This is a genomic window from Sphingobium soli, assembly GCF_020782245.1.
Lineage (GTDB): Bacteria > Pseudomonadota > Alphaproteobacteria > Sphingomonadales > Sphingomonadaceae > Sphingobium > Sphingobium soli.
The window spans coordinates 1-16002 of sequence record NZ_JAJGNP010000026.1; the positions used below are offsets into that span (position 1 = coordinate 1).

A 16002-nucleotide genomic window follows, 5' to 3' on the forward strand; every position below is an offset into this window, starting at 1 on the left:
ACACATCAATCTAACCGGGGAATATCGCTGGCCCAAATCCTTAGCGTAGGATTCCGCCCCCTCCCGCAAACGCCCCCTATAGCGAGACGCTGGCGGGCATGGTGCAGAAGATCGACGCCACCTTGCAGCGCGCCGACGCGCTGGTGACGGCAGCCAGGGACGGAGCAACGCCGCGTCACGTTGTTGACCGGATCGTAGCGGCAGGCGGTGACGCCCGCGCCGAGGACCGGCGGACGATCGCGACCGCAGCCGCAGAGCTGAAGGATGCAACTCGGGCGCTTCAGGGCGTCACCGCATCGGCGCGGCGGGGCTACGAGCAGAACCGCTGGTTGATGTGGACGGCGATCGGCGGAGTGGTGCTCGGCATGGTGCTTTGGGCGGCGTTCGCCGGCGTCGTCGCGCGTGCCGTGCCGGCGAGCTGGCAATGGCCGGAAAAGATGGCGGCGCGAGCGCTCGACCTGTCAATGTGGGAAGGCGGGCAGCGGATGATGCAGGCCGCCTCGCCCACCGCGTTCCGCGCGATCATAGCGGCCGACAGGATGGTGTTGGCCAATCGCGAAACGATCGAAGGGTGCAGCAAGGCCGCAGCCCGAACGCGCGAGACGGTGCGATGCACAATCAAAGTTGGTGCTAGCCTTGAGGAGCAGCAGGATAGCGACCGCTAGTTCCTATTCACTGCAACTCGATTTTGGCATGATTGCTGGCTCACTTTTTACTGATTTGCCCTGCTGGTTGCGCGAGCCGGCGCGCCAAGCTGCGACTATCAAATAGATACCTGCGGCAATCATCGGCACGGTGAGCCACTGACCCATATGAAGCCCTGTTCTGGCTGTGAAGCCGACAAGCTGGGCATCCGGCTCCCGGAAGAATTCGACAATGAAGCGAGCGAGCCCATAGCCAAGAAGGAACACGCCGACGAGCATGCCAGGGCGACGTCGGGCGTTGGTAAACCAGAAAAGGCACGCGAGCACGGCAAACAAGACCAGTCCTTCCAGCCCGGCTTCGTAGAGCTGGCTCGGGTGACGCGCGAGGCCATCGCGACTTCCGGGGAACACAATCGCCCAAGGCACATCGGTGGGCTTTCCCCAAAGCTCACCATTCACGAAATTAGCGAGGCGGCCGAAGAACAGGCCGATCGGCACGGTGCAGGCGACATAATCATGGACCCGCAGCCATTCGAGGCCGTGTCGTCGCGCGAACAGGATCAGCGCGAGCGAGACGCCAGCTGCACCCCCGTGGAACGACATGCCGCCGTCCCACAGCTTGAGGATTTGCAGGGGGTCGAAGATCATCTCAGGACCGTAAAAGATCACATAGCCGAGACGGCCACCGAGGATAACGCCCAACGTCGCGTAGAACACGAGATCGTCGGCTTGTGCGCGGTTCATCGGGGCCGCTGGTTGGGCCAGCAGCCGCAGCAGATACCACCACCCGGCAATGATGCCGGCGATATAGGCCAGCGAGTACCAGCGGATGTCGAGCGGGCCTATGGAGATGGCTATCGGGCTCAATCCGAGGCTGGCGAATGCGATATGGCTATCCAAGGATTGTATCCTGCCTGCGAGAAGCGGCGCTCGAGCGCGCCATGGGTTATTCCGGTGCGATTGAAGCGCCGGCATCCTTGAGCGCCGCAAACCCGCCGGGGACGTGGGCGACATTCTCCACGCCCATCTCCTTGAGTGATTTTGCGGCCAGCGCCGAGCGGGCGCCGGACCCACAATAGAGCACCAACCGCGATCCACTGGCGAGTTTGGCATTGTGGGTGGGGCTTTCAGGATCGACCTGGAATTCCAGAAGGCCACGCGGGACATGCACCGCACCAGCCACCAGCCCCGATTTTGCGACTTCCCCTGGCTCGCGGATGTCAACGAACTGGACCTTGGGATTGCCGACAAGTTTGGCTGCATCGTCAGGCGCGATAGTTTCGACAATCGCATTCGCTTCGGAAACGAGTTGTTTCGAGGTGCGTGTTGGCATCGACTTTCTCCTGTAAATGAACCTGTATCGGATGGCTCAGCCCTGCTCGGACTTGCCGCCTATCTGGCGCAGCATTTCCGGCAAATCTGTCGGGCAATCACCGCAAAGCTTGTTTGCCGGAACGGCAACGTCGATCTTCTTTGGGTAGGGAAGATCGAGAGCGGCCATGATCGCGACGAATTCCTGAACGGTCTTGCCCGCAAGGCGCGGGTTCCGTTCACGCTCCTGCGCCACTGTCGTGATGTGGCGATGATTGTAGTCGTGAGCCGGGTAGATCAGACCATCGCCCGGCAGCGTGAAAATCTTCTGCGTGACGGAGTGATAAAGGGTGGCGGCGTCACCGTTTTGGAAGTCGGTGCGGCCACAGCCGTCGATTAGCAGGGCGTCGCCGGTGAAGGCGCGAAGACCATCGGGCTGCTCAACCAGGTAGGTATGGTGGGCGTCGGTGTGCCCCGGCGTAAACAGCGGCTGAAGCTTGAGCGCGCCGACAGTCAAAGGCTGGTCCTCGGCGACCCCCACGTCAGCACAGGGAAGGCCGTCCATGGCGGGGTACGCGATCTTGGAGCCGGTAAGGCTGCGCAGATAGCAGGCCGATGTGACGTGGTCCGCATGCACATGCGTCTCCAACGTATAAGCCAGTTCGAGATCCAGTTCCTGAAGCGCGGCAAGGTCGCGTTCGATCGTTTCGAGGACAGGATCGATCAGGACGGCTTTGCGCGTCTCCGGGCAACCGAGGAGGTAGGTGTAGGTCGAGGACTCCGGCTCGAACAACTGACGAAAGATCATGATCGGTCTCCAATGGTGTCTAGCCGCCGATCCCGCCCAGGCTGCGGAACAGCATGTAGGCGGCCACGGCCAGCAGGACGAAAGCGAAGATGCGGGTGAGCAAGCCCTTATGATCGGCGAGCCGGATGGCGGTTTGCATGCCGGCGACGCCGCCAGCGACCCCGCCAGCGATGAAGAAGCCGGCCACGCGCCAATCCACGAGTCCTGACAGGGCATAGTTGAGGGCTGTCGCCGATCCGAACGTTCCCACCGAAAACAGCGACGATCCGACCGCGTTGAGGATGGGCATGCCGCTGCCGAGCATGATGCCGGGCACAATCAGGAAGCCGCCGCCGATGCCGAAGAACCCTGACAGGAGGCCGGCGAGAAGGCCGATCGCCACGAGCCGCACAGCGATGGGGCGCGTGATCCGCACGCCCGGGTCGCCGCCGCCGGATTTGCCGCGCAGCATGGAAACCCCCACCACGATCATCACGCCTGCGAACAGCACCAGGAGATGCTGACCCGCCACCATCTTGCCCAGGGTGGAGCCGATCAGGGCGCCTATGACGCCCGATGCCCCGAAGACGAGGGCGCAGGGCCACTTCACGGTTCCGGCCCGGGCGTGCTGGATCAGGTTGGCGAAGGCATTGGCGGCCACCGCCAGCGCGCTCGTGCCGATCGCGACGTGCGGGTCCTTCATGCCCACGACATACAGCAGCAACGGCAGGGCAAGGATCGAGCCGCCGCCGCCGATCACCCCGAGGGTAAAGCCGACGACGACACCGGATATGAGCGTGAGGATGTCGACCGGCGTCATGGGTTTGCCCCGGGCCTGGCTGCGCGATAACGTTCCTGAAGGGCGAAGACGCCCATGCCCGCCAGCATCGCCACGACGAACACCAGCGCCGCCGGCGCTCCGAGGCTCAGGGCGACCAGGGCCGGACCAGGGCAGTAGCCGACGAGGCCCCATCCGACGCCGAACAAAGCCGCGCCCGAGAGAAGCTTCTTGTCCAGGGACCGGGACGATGGCCCATTGAACGCCGGTGCGAAAAGCGGAGCATCGCGCCTTCGGCCGAGTGCAAATCCCAACGCTGAAACCATGACGGCCGAGGCCAGCACCAAGGCAAGGCTCGGGTCCCACGACGGCGCGGCGACATCAAGAAACGCCAGAACCTTGCTGGGGGCTATCATGGCGGAGACGATCAGGCCGAAGCCGAAAATGAGCCCCGAGGCGAGCGCGATGAGCAGCTTCCTCATTGCTCAGAGTCCGATGACGTGTCGGGCGACGTACACAGTCGCGGCCGCTGTGATGAGGAAGACGCCTGTCGCGGCGAGCGAGCGGGGCGAGAGCCTCGCTATTCCGCAGACGCCATGCCCGCTGGTGCAACCACTCCCGAGCCGAGTCCCAAATCCCACCAGAAGGCCGGCTGCGATCACGACGGCGACTGGGGCCGGCGACGTGAGGTCCGGTAGCAGGCCGCCCGCCGCCCGGTAGAGCAAGGGCGCGGCGAGCAGGCCGACCAGGAATGTTGCGCGCCAGGCCATCTCGCCGCGGACAGGCGCAAGCACCCCGCCGACGATGCCGCTGATTCCAGCGATGCGCCCATTGGCGATCCACAGGAAGGAAGCCGAGAGGCCGATTAGCGCGCCGCCCACGATGGCCGAGAATGGGGTGAAACCCTCCATCGTCAGGATTCTCTGCTCTCAGCTTCGTCACCGGCGCAAAAGAGTGCGTAGAGTTCCGTCAGGATCGGCAGCACGCGCTCGGACGTGATGCGGTAGAATATCGTCGTTTTCTCCCGCCGTGTTCCGACCAGGCCTTCGTCGCGCAGCGTGGCCAGATGGCGGGACAAATTCGACTGTGTCAGTCCGAGGCGTTCGCCCAGATCGGTTACCGACAACTCCCCGCCGAGCAGGCTGCACAGGATCATCAGACGGTGCCGGCTCGCAAGCGAACGGAGGAACGCTTCCGCTTCGCCGGCCTTTTCCTCCAGAAGCTCCGGAGACATTTTAACGAGGGAAGGTGGCACAGTTGCTCCAAACATCTTATATGTAGCATATATGATGGAGTGGTGTTCGATCAAGCGCCAGCTAGGAGGTTCCCCCCGTGAGCTACTATTTCGCCAAGCCATCGAGGCTCCTTCGAAGCGCCGGAGTGCGAGGTAACCCCATGCTGATCGACCAGGCTGTCCGTATCGCTTCCGAGCTGCGCTGCACGCTGGGACAGATTTAGATGCTCGATCGACGTTCGCTGTTGGCTGGCGGAGCGGCATTGTTCGCAACCACCGCTTGCTCGCGCTCCACGCCGGGCCTCGGCGGGGGAGGTGCAAACCCGCTTCCGATGCCGCCGCTGTTGGACGCACGGCCTGGCCGCTCATTCGCGCTACGGGTCCAGTCCGGAACGACTTCATTTTATCCAGGCCGGCCGAGTGACACGCTCGGGTATAATGGCAGCTATCTCGGACCGACGATCAGGGTGCGCCGTGGCGACGACGTGGCGGCTGTCGTGACCAACGGGCTCAACGCGGACACGACTGTGCATTGGCACGGGCTTCTGATCCCCGGAGAGCTGGATGGCGGCCCCCATCAGATCATCGCGCCGGGCGCGACCTGGCGGCCCACGCTCCCGATCCGGCAGCCCGCAGCGACCCTCCTTTATCACTCACACGTCCATGGGTTGACGGCCGAGCAAGTCTATTCGGGCCTGGCTGGGGCGTTGCTGGTAACCGACGACGAAGAGCAGGGCCTGGGGCTCCCGTCAGAATATGGCGTGGACGATCTGCCCCTGCTCATCCAGGATCGCCAGTTCGAAAATGGTCGCCTTGTCATGCCAGGCGGCATGATGGTCGCCATGCAGGGCCGGCGCGGCGACACGATCCTTGTGAACGGCGCGGTGAATCCGCTGGCGGCGGTGCCAAATCGGTTGGTTCGCCTGCGGCTCGTCAACGCATCGAACGCGCGGATTTATGAGCTGTCGTTTTCCGATCGGCGGAGCTTTCACTGGATCGGAACCGAAGGGGGGCTGCTCGAACACGCAGTGGCATTGGAAGCCATAACCTTGGCGCCGGGCCAACGTGCCGAGCTTCTCGTGGACTTCACGGACGGTAGGTCCGCCTCGCTGGTGACGGCGGCTGATACCAACAGCTCGATGATGGGCGGCATGGGTATGATGGGGCGTGGCGCCCGAAGGACCGATGCCGCGGCACCAGCGACCGTGCTGCGGTTTGAACCACGGCCGTTGGGACAGGCTCGTGCCAGCGGCGTCGTGCCGACCCTTCTGGCATCACGAACTGGGCCCGACGCCAGCAAGGCGGTGCGCCGTCGCCGTCTGAGCCTCAACATGGGCATGGGCGGCATGATGGGCTCAGGAAGCGGCGGTGGCGGCCTTACGATCAATGGCAAGCCATTCGACATGAATCGCATCGATGAGACGGTGAAGCTAGGCTCCACCGAAATATGGGAGGTGTCTGGCGAAATGATGCGCCACCCGATCCATATTCACGGCGTCCACTTTGATGTTCTCACCCGCGGTGGCGGGCAGCCCGATGTTCTCGACCAGGGGCCGCGCGACACGGTCCTCGTCAAGGAACCGGTGGAGCTTCTCATCCGATTTGATCAGCCGGCCAAGAGCGCTCCCTTCATGTATCACTGCCATATCCTTGAACATGAGGATAATGGAATGATGGGCCAGTTCAGTGTTGCGTAGGCGTAGGCTCCCACTTCTGGAGAGTTTATGCAGCGCCTACCGTCCAACAGGAGAGCAAGGTTGCCAAAAAGAGCTTTCGCCACATTTCTGCTCGCGGCAACGATGCTGACCGGCGGCACCTCGCTAGCTGCACAGGATAATCTGGTTTATCCCGTAATACCGGGATTTGGCGGGATCGTGGCCGTGCCCAGTGCTGCCGAGCGGCCCGATCCCAAGCTTCGCTACCGCGTCTTGTTCAATGTCACCAAGGCCGCAAGCTCTCCCGACAAAGTGAATCCCAGCCTTGAGAAGGTCGCGCGCTTCGTGAACCTGCTAGGCGCGGACAAGGTCCATCCGGCTGGTGACATCGCCGTCATCATTCATGGTCCCGCGACCCCGCTCGTCCTGCAGAACGCGCCATATGCGGCGCGTATGAAGGTAGCGGCCAACCCGAACGCTGCGCTGATTGCCGCTCTCCAGAAAGCCGGTGTTTCAATCCGCGTTTGCAGTCAGGCCATGGTCGGAAATGAGATCATGCCGAACCAAGTGGCTTCGGGCGTTGAGATCGATGATTCGGCGCTTACAACCTTGGCGAATCTACAAATCCGGGGTTACGCGCTCATCCCGGATTGAAAGGTGCGATACCCCCTCACCCGCAGCAGCCCGCCACGGTCCCGTTCGCCTTCGCCTCCTGAATCGGAGGGCATGGGACATCGCCGAACGAGCAGAACACGCAGCAGTCGCCGGCCAGGGGCCGCAGCACCGCCGCGCAATGTCGGCAATCATAGAAGAACTGGCAGGCGTTGGTGGGCATCGTCTCGGTCGCGACACCGCCGCACTCGGGACAGGTCAGCGTGGAGGTGAGCTGCATCAGGAAAGCGCCTTTATAAGCGGCGCTTCAATGCGATCCCATATCAGCGCGGTCAGCGTCAGGGTCGTGCCGATCGTGAGCATGATCGGAGTTGCGCGGGACGGTAGGGTCACGGTGCAGGACCGATCCGCAGCGCAGGTCCTCCGACGCCGCACATACGCCCACCACCCGGCAGCCAGGCCGACGAGGGAAAGCGCCGTCAGGGCCCAGCGCAGAGGCATCAGCGCGGCGAAGGTGCTCGACAGGCCCGCCCCCACGCCCAGCGCCGCCAGCGCGAGCGGCAAGACGCAGCAGGATGCGGCGGCTAGGACCGCGCCGAAGCTCGCCAGCGCACCCAGGGCGGATAGCCCCGCGTCGGCGCGGCGTGGCGATGCGGAAGCGGCCAGGGTTTCGTGCGGCAAAATCCTTTTATTCATCAGTCGTCTCCGGCGGAATAACCCCCTAATGCCTCCTGTAGCGGCTACAGGAGCAAGCGAATTATGAGGGATGAGAAAGGCCTAGCTATCGGCGAGTTGTCGCGCCGAACCGGCGTGAACATCGAGACGATCCGCTATTTCGAGCGCGTCGGCATTGTGGCGACCCCACCCCGCACGAGCGGGGGCCGGCGAGTATATGGGGCCGGCCACGTCCGCGTCCTTGGATTCATCCGTGGCGCGCGTGAACTCGGCTTCACCCCGGCCGAGGTGCGCGCGATCCTGTCACTTGGCGGTCCCGCGCAGGCGTCGTGCAGTGAGGTCCGCGAGATCGCGGCCCACCACCTGGAGCGGGTTCGCGCGAAAATGGCAGACCTAGCGCAACTCGAAAGCCTGCTTGCCACGACGATCGACCGTTGCGAGGGCGACGGGGCGGCGAGTTGTGCCGTGATCGAATTGCTTGACCAATATACAACCACTTAGGTGTCAAAACCGGTCGGGGCTGTTGAAAAAAGGCCGGGTGATCCGATCGCGTTCCTAACGGGTTCCCTGCTTCGACACATCGGGAGCAGCGGCCATGATGGGTGAGCAACAGCGAGGCGGCAAGGGCGCAAGCTGGCGGGCGCTGGGAGCGATGATCCCCGCCGATCATATGCTGCACAGGATAGACGGGCTGATCGACCTGGGTGAACTGCGCGATGCGCTCGCGCCGCACTACAGTTGCCGTGGGCGTCCCTCGATCGCGCCTGAATTGCTGGTCCGCATGGCGCTGATCGCTCGCCTCTATGGCATCACGTCGGAGCGCCGTCTGTGTGAGGAAGTCCGCTTCAACCTCGCCTATCGCTGGTTCTGCCGATTGCCGCTCAACGCGCCGGTGCCGCACCACTCGACGTTTAGCAAGAACCGGCATGGCCGCTTCCGCGATGCTAGCATCTTCCGCATCCTGTTCGAGCAGACGGTGCGGCGCTGCGCCGATGCGGGGCTGATCGCCCACAAGGATGCCGCAATCGATGCATCGTTCGTCGCGGCCGATGCAAGCTGGCAGCGCAAGATGCGGGACGCCGACATGGCCGCGCCCCGGCTTCCCCGCCCGGTTTGTGAATGGCTGGCGGATCAGGCCAATGCTCCACCGCAGGAACATGGCGTACCGCGTGGCAAACCGGCCGAGGTGTCACGCACCGATCCGGCGTCGGCATGGTCGGCGCGCACGGCGCGGGGCCGGTTCGGCTATGCCTTCAATGTCCTGATTGACACGCCGGGAGGGGTGGCGATCGACGTGGAGGCCAGTCCCGCCCGCTTCGCCGCGGAAGTCGATGCGGGGCGGACCATGCTGGCACGGGCCGACAATCGGTTCGGCTATCGGCCAAAGCGTGTCGCGGCCGACACCGCCTATGGCAGCGCTGCGTTCCTGGCGTTCGTCACCGATCGCGGCACCATCCCGCATATCCCGGTGCTGGAACGATCCGAACAGACCAAGGGCAAATTCCCCCGCGAAGCCTTCCGCTATGAGCGGGAGCAGGACCGCTATGTCTGCCCCGCTGGGAAGATACTGCCCTTTCGCGGTGCCGATCGTCGGGCGGGCTTTCTCCGATACAGCGCCAGTCCTGCCGATTGCCGCGCCTGTCACCTCAAACGGAAATGCACCGCAGGCAGCAACAGGTCGGTCACGCACAGCGAATATGAGGACGTGCGTGAGATGGTGCGCGGCGAGATGCAGACGCCGCTATTCAAGCGGTCGATGCGGCTGCGCCGGGGTGTCGAGCGGGTGTTCGCCGATGCCAAAGGCAAGCGAGGGCTGACCCGCCTGCACCTTCGCGGACTGCGCGGTGCCGAAGAAGAGTTTCTGTTGGGCGCGGCCATTGCCAATCTCGTGCTGTTAGCCCGCACCGACGCAAGACCGGCCCGGAACCGTCGCCCGCCCCCGGTGCCGGAACGCATCGAGCGCATGGCCCGGATCAGCCGTGGCCGGTTCGAGCAATCCTACTACGCGACGATCTTCTGACGCCGGTTAGCCGGGTTCGCGCTCGGCCGCAGGGAAGTGGCGATAGAAGGTAGAACGGCCGACCTGGAGCAGCTTCGCGACCTTCGCCGGTTTGTCGCCAGCCTTGAGCAGCTTGCGGGCGGTATCGAGCATGTCAGGCGTCATGACCGACTTGCGGCCTCCGCCCGTGCCGCCCTTGGCCCGTGCCGCTGCCAAACCGGCAATCGTCCGTTCCTTTATCAGTTCGCGCTCCATCTCCGCGACAGAAGCGAGGATATGGAACAGCAGACGGCCCGATGGGGTTGCCGTGTCGAACCCGTCCGTCAGGGACCGGAAATCAATCTTCCGAGCGGACAAGTCCGCCGCCAGTTCGATCAGGCCCCCGATCGATCGGCCAAGGCGATCGAGCTTCCATATCACCAGCGTGTCACCGGCCCGCACGAAATTGAGAGCTTCGGTCAGACCGGGACGGTTCAGCTTCGCGCCGCTCACCTTGTCGGTGAACAGCTTTTCACAGCCAGCCTTGGTCAGCGCATCGGTTTGTAGCGTCAGGTCCTGGTCGGAGGTCGAGACACGCGCATAACCAACCAGCATGAGTCCCGTTATCCCATCTCAAACAGCGAATTTCGGGACTCATATTTCGGGAACATATTTTGGGAAAGCCCCGGCGGGCATACAGCGGATTTTTGTGTCGGTCACGGTCGTCCCGTTGGAGGTTCCCAATCGGGAAGGCTGATAACCGGCTCACCCATGGAATAAACCCGGACGAGCGTCGTCTATGCTTTCAGGACTGATGCGCCGGAGGCTTATGCGTAGACGATATTGGATGCTCGGTCTGACTGCTTCGGCCCTGCTCACAGGCGCAGTCGCGGCCGCCCCTGCCGGTGGTTACGCCAGCATGGTGGCTGCCGCGATGGACCGGATGATGGCGGGCATGATGGTCAAGCCGTCCGGCAACGTCGACCGCGACTTCGTCACGATGATGCTCCCGCATCATCAGGGTGCGATCGATATGGCAGTGGCGGAGCTGCGCTACGGCCATAACGAGCAGCTCAAGCGCATCGCGCAGGAGATCATCATCGATCAGCAGCAGGAGATTGCCGCTATGAAGTTGGCGATCGGTCAGCCGCTACCGCCTTCGACGCCGGCCCCGACGCAGGGCGGCGACCACCACAGCCCTATGGAGCACTGACATGATCCGGACCATCCTGCGCTCGGCCGCCTTGCTGATGAGCGCCGCACCGGGCCTCGCCATGGCGCAGCAGGCGCCGTGGAACGCCAAGGACATGCCCGTCAGCCACCGCGACCGCGTCTATGCGTCCGAACAATTCTCCAACACGGTGTCGGTGACGGACCCTGCCGACAACCGGCTGCTCGGCGTCATCAAGCTCGGCGATCCGCAGCCGATGAACTTCTCCCCGCTCTACAAGGGACAAGTGCTGGTCCACGGCCTGGGCTTCTCGCCGGACGGGAAGACCTTGGCGGTCGTGTCGATCGGATCGAATGCCGTGTCGTGGATCGACACCGCCACCAACACGGTCAAACACACGACCTATGTCGGGCGCAGTCCGCACGAGGCGTTCTTCACGCCGGACGGAAAGGAGGTCTGGGTCACCGTTCGCGGCGAGGACTATATCGCCGTGCTCGATCCCGCGACGTACAAGGAAACCGGCCGCATCAAGACGCCCGGTGGTCCGGGTATGACGATCTTCTCGCCCGATGGGCGATACGGCTATGTCTGTTCCTCGTTCAATCCGGTGCTGGCCGTGTTCGATGTCGCAACCCACGCACAGGTCGGACAGGTGGCGCAGCCGAGCCCATTCTGCCCCAACATCGCCGCGACGCCGGACGGCAAGCAGGCGTGGTTTACGCTAAAGGACATCGGCAAGACGGTCGCATTCGATGCCAGGCCACCCTTCACAATCCTCAAGGTGCTGGATACCGGGCCGATCACCAATCACGTCAACTTCGCCCGCACGGCCAAGGGGCAGTTCGCCTATGTGACGGTCGGCGGGGAGAATGCGGTGAAGGTGTTCCGCACGTCCGACTTCACGCTGGTGGCAACCATTCCAGTCGGCAAGATGCCGCACGGTGTCTGGCCGTCCGGCGACGGTCGGCGCATCTATGTCGGGCTGGAGAATGCCGATGAGCTGGCCGCGATCGACACCGCTGGCAACACGGTCGTCGCTACCGTGCCGGTCGGACAGGCACCGCAGGCGATCGCCTATGTGCCGAACGCTGTTCCGACAGGCCCCGGCACCGACAATCTCCAGCCGCTCGGCACGGCCGGCAAGGCGTTGCATCTGACTATGGGGCCGATCGGCGGCAAGGGTGCGGCAAGCAGCATCACCCTCTTCGACCAAGGCATCATTCAGGTCGTGCAGAGTGCCGTTACCGGTTTGCAGCCCAAGAAGCCCTACATGCTCGTGCTGACCGCCAACGCGGATGGTAGCGGCGCTGTAGAGCCGCTTGCCAACTTCATGAGCAACCCGGCGGGTGCGGCGATCGTCAACGCGTCGGGTCCGATCCGGCAGATCGTTCAAGGCAGCACCGCGACGCCCCGCCGTTTTCTGGCGGTCGCTGAGGTGGTGAACGGCGCGCCGGGACGCATCGTGCAGGTACAGCGCGACTGACATGGACCCGCTTGCCGCCGCGATCGAGCCCCTGATCCCCGGTCTGCGCCGCTATGCCCGGTCGTGGTTGCGCGATCGGGCAATGGCAGATGACGTGGTGCAGGATTGTCTCGAGCGCGCGGTCGGGCGCTGGCGACAACGACGCGGGGCGGAGGTGCGCCCATGGGTCTATACGATCCTGCACAATCTGTTGGTCGACCATCAGCGGCAGCATAGCCGGCGAGGCACAGCGGTTCCGCTCCACCTCGTGGACGACGCCACGCTCGGCCGTCCGGCCGATCAGGAAACAGGCCTACACCACCGCGACCTGCTGCGCGCCCTTGATGCGTTGCCCGAGGAGCAGCGAACGGTGCTGCTCCTCGTATCGGTCGAGGGCCTGCCCTATGCGGAGGTCGCTGCCGTTGTCGGCGTGCCGCTGGGCACGGTGATGTCGCGCATATCCCGGGCGCGCGACCGACTGGCGACCCTCCTCCGGGAGGGTGAACGGCCGCGATTGAGGAGCGTGCAATGACCAGCCCGATCGGCGAGGACGATCTGGCCGCATGGATCGATGGCAGGCTGTCGCCCGAGCGGCAGCGCCTGGTCGACGCCTATCTTGAAGGCCAGCCGGACCTGCATGCCCGTTTGCGGGAACAGGCGGAGCAGGCGCGAGCCCTTGCATCCCTGTTTGCCCCGATCGCGGATGAACCGATCCCGGCGACGATGCGCGTCGCAGCCATCAGGGGGCGGCAACGTCAGCCGCGATGGCAATTCGCCATCGCCGCGTCACTTCTGCTGGCGGTCGGGTTTGGCGGTGGTTGGTCGAGCGCGAAGTGGAGCGGTGAACCCCGCGCAGGCATCGCGGCGCTGGCCAACGAGGCGAGTGACAATTTCCGTGTCTATGCCGCCGACCGGATACGACCGGCGGAGATCGGTCCGGATCAGCGCGCCATGCTGATCCGATGGACCTCCGCCCGTTTGGGTGAGCGCGTCACCATCCCGGACCTCAGCACAGCCGGCTATCGCTATGGTGGGGGGCGACTGGTCGCGACGCCTCACGGCCCTGCGGCACTGCTCCTCTACGACGGACCGCAAGCGTCGAAACTCGCGGTGCTGACGAGGCCTATGCAGATCGACAAGACTGCGAGCATGACCAGCACGTCCAGCGGGACCATGGGCCGGGTCACATGGGCAGTCGACGGGATCGGCTATAGTGTGGTGGGCGAGCGGCCTGCGGCCGAGCTGCATCCGATTGCCGATGAAGTCCGGCGGCAGGCCGATGCGGCGCTGGTGTCCTGATAGCGCCCTTGCTGCTCCTCAGCGCCGACAGGCACCGGGCGGGCCAGCGCGATCAGGGCTTGCGCTCGGCATCCTTCCTGGCGGCCTCGGCCGGCGTCAGGCGGGCTCGCTCGCGGATGTGGCGTTCCAGCGGCGCGCCGACGAACAGGACGAGCATCGCAAGGATCACCCCGCCAGTGATGAGCGGTCATGGACGATCAAACGTCGCAGGCCCGCCTAACGCTCCAAGTCTTCGAGACCATCGCAGACGAAAGGCTGCCGATCATTCCGATATCCAGATTGGAATGACCATATCAAACGGTTGGTCGTATCGATCTAAGTACGCGATATATGCTGCATGACCCTGGAGCAGCTCAGAATCTTCGTCGGTGTCGCGGAGCGCGAACACGTCACCAAGGCAGCGGAGGTGCTGAACGTCACGCAGTCCGCTGCCTCCGGCGCGATTGCTGCCCTCGAAGCGCGCTACGGGGTTCCTCTGTTTCACCGCGTCGGGCGTGGCATCCAGCTGACCGAAGCAGGCCGCGGCTTTCTGGAGGAAGCGCGCGCGGTGCTGGGGCGGGCAGCGCATGCCGAGACGATGCTGGCGGACTATGCCGGGCTTGCCCGTGGTTCATTGCGGATCGTCGCCAGCCAGACGATCGCGAGCTACTGGTTGCCGGCAAAGCTAGCCGCCTTCCACGAACGCCACCCGCAGATCGCGGTCGAACTGGCGATCGACAACACCGAAGGTGCGGCAGCGCAGGTCCTGAGCGGCGCGGCGGAGCTCGGTTTCGTCGAGGGCGAGGTGGACGAACCGGCGCTCGCCCACTGGCATGTCGGGCGTGATCCGATGGTGCTGGTCGGCCGCGAGGACACCGGGCGCGTCGACGAGGACTGGCTGCGCACTGAACGCTGGATCGTCCGTGAGCTGGGATCGGGTACGCGCTCGACCTTCGAGGACGTGCTGCGAACGCGCGGGTTTGATCCGGCCCAGCTGACGATAGCGATGACGCTGCCGTCCAACGAGGCGGTGCGCACCGCCGTCGAGGCGGGTGCCGGCGTTGCCGTCTTGTCGCGATTGGTCGTCGCGCGCGCGCTCAAGGCCGGTGACCTTGTCGAGCTGCCGCTCGGGCTGCCCGACCGCGCCTTTCACGCGCTGCGCCACAAGGAACGCTATCGCACCCGCGCGGCCGACGCGCTGACGGACCTCATCAAGGAGCAGGTCGCATGACTGCCGACACGCACTCCGTTCTCAGCGGCCTCAAGCCGCTCAGCCGGCTCGATCATCCCCGCGAGATGATTCGTCAGTTCACGCCCAACTGGTTCGCCGCGACGATGGGCACCGGTATCCTCGCGCTCGCGCTGCCGCAGGTGCCCGGCATCGGGCCTTCGCTTAAACCCGTCGGCGAGGTGTTGTGGTTCTTCAATATCGCACTCTTCGCGCTGTTCGCCGGCCTTTATGGCGCGCGCTGGGTGATGTTCGGGCACGAGGCGCGGCGCATCTTCGGGCATAACACCGTGTCGATGTTCATCGGCACCATCCCGATGGGCCTCGCGACGATCATCAACGGCTGCCTCGCCTTCGGCATCGCACGGTTCGGGAATGGCATCGTACCGGTCGCACACGTCCTGTGGTGGATCGACGCCGCCATGTCGCTCGCCTGTGGCGTGCTGATCCCGTACATGATGTTCACCCGTCACGAGCACAGCCTGGACGGCATGACCGCGGTATGGTTGCTGCCGGTCGTCGCTGCCGAAGTGGCGGGCGCCAGCGGCGGGCTGCTCGCGCCGCATCTGGCCGATCCTCACGCGCAGCTCGTCACGCTTGCGACCTCCTATGTGCTGTGGGCCTATTCGGTGCCGGTCGCGTTCGGCATCCTCGCCATCCTCATCCTGCGCATGGCGCTCCACAAACTGCCGCAGGAGAGCATGGCGGCGTCCTCCTGGCTGGCGCTGGGACCGATCGGCACGGGTGCTCTGGGCATGCTGGTGCTCGGGGCGGACGCGCCGGCTATCCTCGCGGCGCACGGGCTGGCCGGTATCGGTGCCGTCGCGCAAGGGATCGGCGTTGTGGCCGGACTCTGCCTGTGGGGCTTCGGCCTGTGGTGGCTGGCGCTCGCGACGCTCATCACCATCCGCTACTGGCGCGCCGGCGTCCCGTTCAACCTGGGCTGGTGGGGCTATACCTTTCCGCTCGGCGTCTACACCGTCGCCACCTTACGCCTAGGCACGACGCTGAACCTCGGTTTCTTCGGTTTCGTCGGCACGGTGCTGACAGTCGCGCTTGCGGCGATGTGGCTGCTCGTCGGCGCCAAGACGCTGGCCGGCGCATGGCGCGGCAACCTGTTCGTCTCACCCTGCATCGCCACCCCGAACTGATCCGCCATGATGATCGGATCAGTCGGTCCGATCACTTG

The 16002-nt window shown here is 64.5% G+C and carries 21 protein-coding genes; 11 read left to right on the forward strand and 10 right to left on the reverse strand.

Annotation, left to right across the window (positions count from 1 at the left end):
- Window positions 1-50 precede the first annotated feature (50 nt).
- Window positions 51-665, forward strand: coding sequence for a DUF6118 family protein (locus LL253_RS18715; protein WP_228222247.1), 615 nt, complete (start codon window positions 51-53; stop codon window positions 663-665).
- 3 nt (window positions 666-668) lie between these two features.
- Here LL253_RS18715 and lgt read toward each other — a convergent pair whose 3' ends face one another.
- Genes lgt through LL253_RS18750 form a run of 7 tightly spaced genes read right to left on the reverse strand, consistent with a single transcriptional unit; the run spans window position 669 to window position 4754 of the window.
- On the reverse strand, window positions 669-1544 hold the full coding sequence (lgt, locus tag LL253_RS18720; protein WP_007016079.1) for a prolipoprotein diacylglyceryl transferase: 876 nt from the start codon (window positions 1542-1544) through the stop codon (window positions 669-671).
- Window positions 1545-1590: 46 nt separating this feature from the next.
- Window positions 1591-1977, reverse strand: coding sequence for a rhodanese-like domain-containing protein (locus tag LL253_RS18725; protein WP_004213269.1), 387 nt, complete (start codon window positions 1975-1977; stop codon window positions 1591-1593).
- 36 nt (window positions 1978-2013) lie between these two features.
- Complete coding sequence (locus LL253_RS18730; protein ID WP_007016078.1) at window positions 2014-2763, reverse strand: MBL fold metallo-hydrolase; 750 nt, start codon at window positions 2761-2763, stop codon at window positions 2014-2016.
- Between the two features lie 19 nt (window positions 2764-2782).
- Window positions 2783-3562, reverse strand: coding sequence for a sulfite exporter TauE/SafE family protein (locus LL253_RS18735; RefSeq protein ID WP_004213267.1), 780 nt, complete (start codon window positions 3560-3562; stop codon window positions 2783-2785).
- The gene (locus LL253_RS18740; RefSeq protein ID WP_004213266.1) at window positions 3559-4002 is read right to left on the reverse strand and encodes a DUF6691 family protein; all 444 of its coding nucleotides are present in this window, start codon (window positions 4000-4002) and stop codon (window positions 3559-3561) included. The genes LL253_RS18735 and LL253_RS18740 overlap by 4 nt, the downstream gene beginning before the upstream one ends.
- Before the next feature lie 3 nt (window positions 4003-4005).
- Complete coding sequence (locus LL253_RS18745) at window positions 4006-4431, reverse strand: YeeE/YedE family protein (protein WP_004213265.1); 426 nt, start codon at window positions 4429-4431, stop codon at window positions 4006-4008.
- A gap of 2 nt (window positions 4432-4433) precedes the next feature.
- Window positions 4434-4754, reverse strand: a complete 321-nt coding sequence (locus tag LL253_RS18750; protein WP_007016076.1) for an ArsR/SmtB family transcription factor — start codon at window positions 4752-4754, stop codon at window positions 4434-4436.
- Window positions 4755-4978: 224 nt separating this feature from the next.
- Between LL253_RS18750 and LL253_RS18755 the strand changes: the two genes are divergently transcribed.
- Both LL253_RS18755 and LL253_RS18760 read left to right on the forward strand, forming a co-directional pair.
- Complete coding sequence (locus tag LL253_RS18755) at window positions 4979-6451, forward strand: multicopper oxidase family protein (RefSeq protein ID WP_007016074.1); 1473 nt, start codon at window positions 4979-4981, stop codon at window positions 6449-6451.
- 60 nt (window positions 6452-6511) lie between these two features.
- On the forward strand, window positions 6512-7063 hold the full coding sequence (locus LL253_RS18760) for a DsrE family protein (RefSeq protein ID WP_326868476.1): 552 nt from the start codon (window positions 6512-6514) through the stop codon (window positions 7061-7063).
- Between the two features lie 16 nt (window positions 7064-7079).
- Here LL253_RS18760 and LL253_RS18765 read toward each other — a convergent pair whose 3' ends face one another.
- Together LL253_RS18765 and LL253_RS18770 are read right to left on the reverse strand one after the other, a co-directional pair.
- Window positions 7080-7301, reverse strand: a complete 222-nt coding sequence (locus LL253_RS18765; protein WP_004213258.1) for a GDCCVxC domain-containing (seleno)protein — start codon at window positions 7299-7301, stop codon at window positions 7080-7082.
- Window positions 7301-7717 carry a mercuric transporter MerT family protein gene (locus LL253_RS18770; RefSeq protein WP_004213257.1) on the reverse strand — a complete coding sequence of 139 codons (417 nt, stop codon included), beginning with the start codon at window positions 7715-7717 and terminating at the stop codon, window positions 7301-7303. Before LL253_RS18770 ends, LL253_RS18765 begins: the two co-directional genes overlap by 1 nt.
- Window positions 7718-7780: 63 nt before the next feature.
- Between LL253_RS18770 and LL253_RS18775 the strand changes: the two genes are divergently transcribed.
- Window positions 7781-8197, forward strand: coding sequence for a MerR family transcriptional regulator (locus LL253_RS18775; protein ID WP_021224446.1), 417 nt, complete (start codon window positions 7781-7783; stop codon window positions 8195-8197).
- 94 nt (window positions 8198-8291) lie between these two features.
- Window positions 8292-9716 (forward strand): transposase, encoded by a 1425-nt coding sequence (locus LL253_RS18780; RefSeq protein ID WP_021224445.1) that lies wholly within the window; start codon window positions 8292-8294, stop codon window positions 9714-9716.
- A 6-nt stretch (window positions 9717-9722) separates the two neighbouring features.
- Here LL253_RS18780 and LL253_RS18785 read toward each other — a convergent pair whose 3' ends face one another.
- Complete coding sequence (locus tag LL253_RS18785) at window positions 9723-10289, reverse strand: recombinase family protein (protein ID WP_004212894.1); 567 nt, start codon at window positions 10287-10289, stop codon at window positions 9723-9725.
- 232 nt (window positions 10290-10521) lie between these two features.
- Between LL253_RS18785 and LL253_RS18790 the strand changes: the two genes are divergently transcribed.
- The 6 genes from LL253_RS18790 (at window position 10522) to LL253_RS18815 (ending at window position 15964) form a co-directional block, all read left to right on the forward strand.
- Complete coding sequence (locus LL253_RS18790) at window positions 10522-10887, forward strand: DUF305 domain-containing protein (RefSeq protein WP_021224444.1); 366 nt, start codon at window positions 10522-10524, stop codon at window positions 10885-10887.
- A 1-nt stretch (window position 10888) separates the two neighbouring features.
- Complete coding sequence (locus tag LL253_RS18795; protein ID WP_021224443.1) at window positions 10889-12328, forward strand: YncE family protein; 1440 nt, start codon at window positions 10889-10891, stop codon at window positions 12326-12328.
- A 1-nt stretch (window position 12329) separates the two neighbouring features.
- Window positions 12330-12839, forward strand: coding sequence for an RNA polymerase sigma factor (locus LL253_RS18800; RefSeq protein WP_021224442.1), 510 nt, complete (start codon window positions 12330-12332; stop codon window positions 12837-12839).
- Window positions 12836-13606: an anti-sigma factor family protein gene (locus tag LL253_RS18805; RefSeq protein WP_021224441.1), complete on the forward strand. Its 771-nt coding sequence runs from the start codon at window positions 12836-12838 to the stop codon at window positions 13604-13606. Before LL253_RS18800 ends, LL253_RS18805 begins: the two co-directional genes overlap by 4 nt.
- 337 nt (window positions 13607-13943) lie before the next feature.
- Entirely contained in the window at window positions 13944-14816 is an 873-nt protein-coding gene (locus LL253_RS18810; protein ID WP_021224438.1) for a LysR family transcriptional regulator, read from the forward strand.
- Window positions 14813-15964 carry a TDT family transporter gene (locus LL253_RS18815; RefSeq protein ID WP_021224437.1) on the forward strand — a complete coding sequence of 384 codons (1152 nt, stop codon included), beginning with the start codon at window positions 14813-14815 and terminating at the stop codon, window positions 15962-15964. Before LL253_RS18810 ends, LL253_RS18815 begins: the two co-directional genes overlap by 4 nt.
- Window positions 15965-16002: the final 38 nt, after the last annotated feature.

Excerpts from the sequence above, each read along its gene's own strand:
- LL253_RS18725 (WP_004213269.1), bottom strand. The coding sequence starts at position 1,977 with ATGCCAACACGCACCTCGAAACAACTCGTTTCCGAAGCGAATGCGATT.
- LL253_RS18730 (WP_007016078.1), bottom strand. The coding sequence starts at position 2,763 with ATGATCTTTCGTCAGTTGTTCGAGCCGGAGTCCTCGACCTACACCTAC.
- LL253_RS18735 (WP_004213267.1), bottom strand. The coding sequence starts at position 3,562 with ATGACGCCGGTCGACATCCTCACGCTCATATCCGGTGTCGTCGTCGGC.
- LL253_RS18740 (WP_004213266.1), bottom strand. The coding sequence starts at position 4,002 with ATGAGGAAGCTGCTCATCGCGCTCGCCTCGGGGCTCATTTTCGGCTTC.
- LL253_RS18745 (WP_004213265.1), bottom strand. The coding sequence starts at position 4,431 with ATGGAGGGTTTCACCCCATTCTCGGCCATCGTGGGCGGCGCGCTAATC.
- LL253_RS18750 (WP_007016076.1), bottom strand. The coding sequence starts at position 4,754 with ATGTCTCCGGAGCTTCTGGAGGAAAAGGCCGGCGAAGCGGAAGCGTTC.
- LL253_RS18755 (WP_007016074.1), top strand. The coding sequence starts at position 4,979 with ATGCTCGATCGACGTTCGCTGTTGGCTGGCGGAGCGGCATTGTTCGCA.
- LL253_RS18765 (WP_004213258.1), bottom strand. The coding sequence starts at position 7,301 with ATGCAGCTCACCTCCACGCTGACCTGTCCCGAGTGCGGCGGTGTCGCG.
- LL253_RS18770 (WP_004213257.1), bottom strand. The coding sequence starts at position 7,717 with ATGAATAAAAGGATTTTGCCGCACGAAACCCTGGCCGCTTCCGCATCG.
- LL253_RS18775 (WP_021224446.1), top strand. The coding sequence starts at position 7,781 with ATGAGGGATGAGAAAGGCCTAGCTATCGGCGAGTTGTCGCGCCGAACC.
- LL253_RS18780 (WP_021224445.1), top strand. The coding sequence starts at position 8,292 with ATGATGGGTGAGCAACAGCGAGGCGGCAAGGGCGCAAGCTGGCGGGCG.
- LL253_RS18785 (WP_004212894.1), bottom strand. The coding sequence starts at position 10,289 with ATGCTGGTTGGTTATGCGCGTGTCTCGACCTCCGACCAGGACCTGACG.
- LL253_RS18790 (WP_021224444.1), top strand. The coding sequence starts at position 10,522 with ATGCTCGGTCTGACTGCTTCGGCCCTGCTCACAGGCGCAGTCGCGGCC.
- LL253_RS18795 (WP_021224443.1), top strand. The coding sequence starts at position 10,889 with ATGATCCGGACCATCCTGCGCTCGGCCGCCTTGCTGATGAGCGCCGCA.
- LL253_RS18800 (WP_021224442.1), top strand. The coding sequence starts at position 12,330 with ATGGACCCGCTTGCCGCCGCGATCGAGCCCCTGATCCCCGGTCTGCGC.
- LL253_RS18805 (WP_021224441.1), top strand. The coding sequence starts at position 12,836 with ATGACCAGCCCGATCGGCGAGGACGATCTGGCCGCATGGATCGATGGC.
- LL253_RS18810 (WP_021224438.1), top strand. The coding sequence starts at position 13,944 with ATGACCCTGGAGCAGCTCAGAATCTTCGTCGGTGTCGCGGAGCGCGAA.
- LL253_RS18815 (WP_021224437.1), top strand. The coding sequence starts at position 14,813 with ATGACTGCCGACACGCACTCCGTTCTCAGCGGCCTCAAGCCGCTCAGC.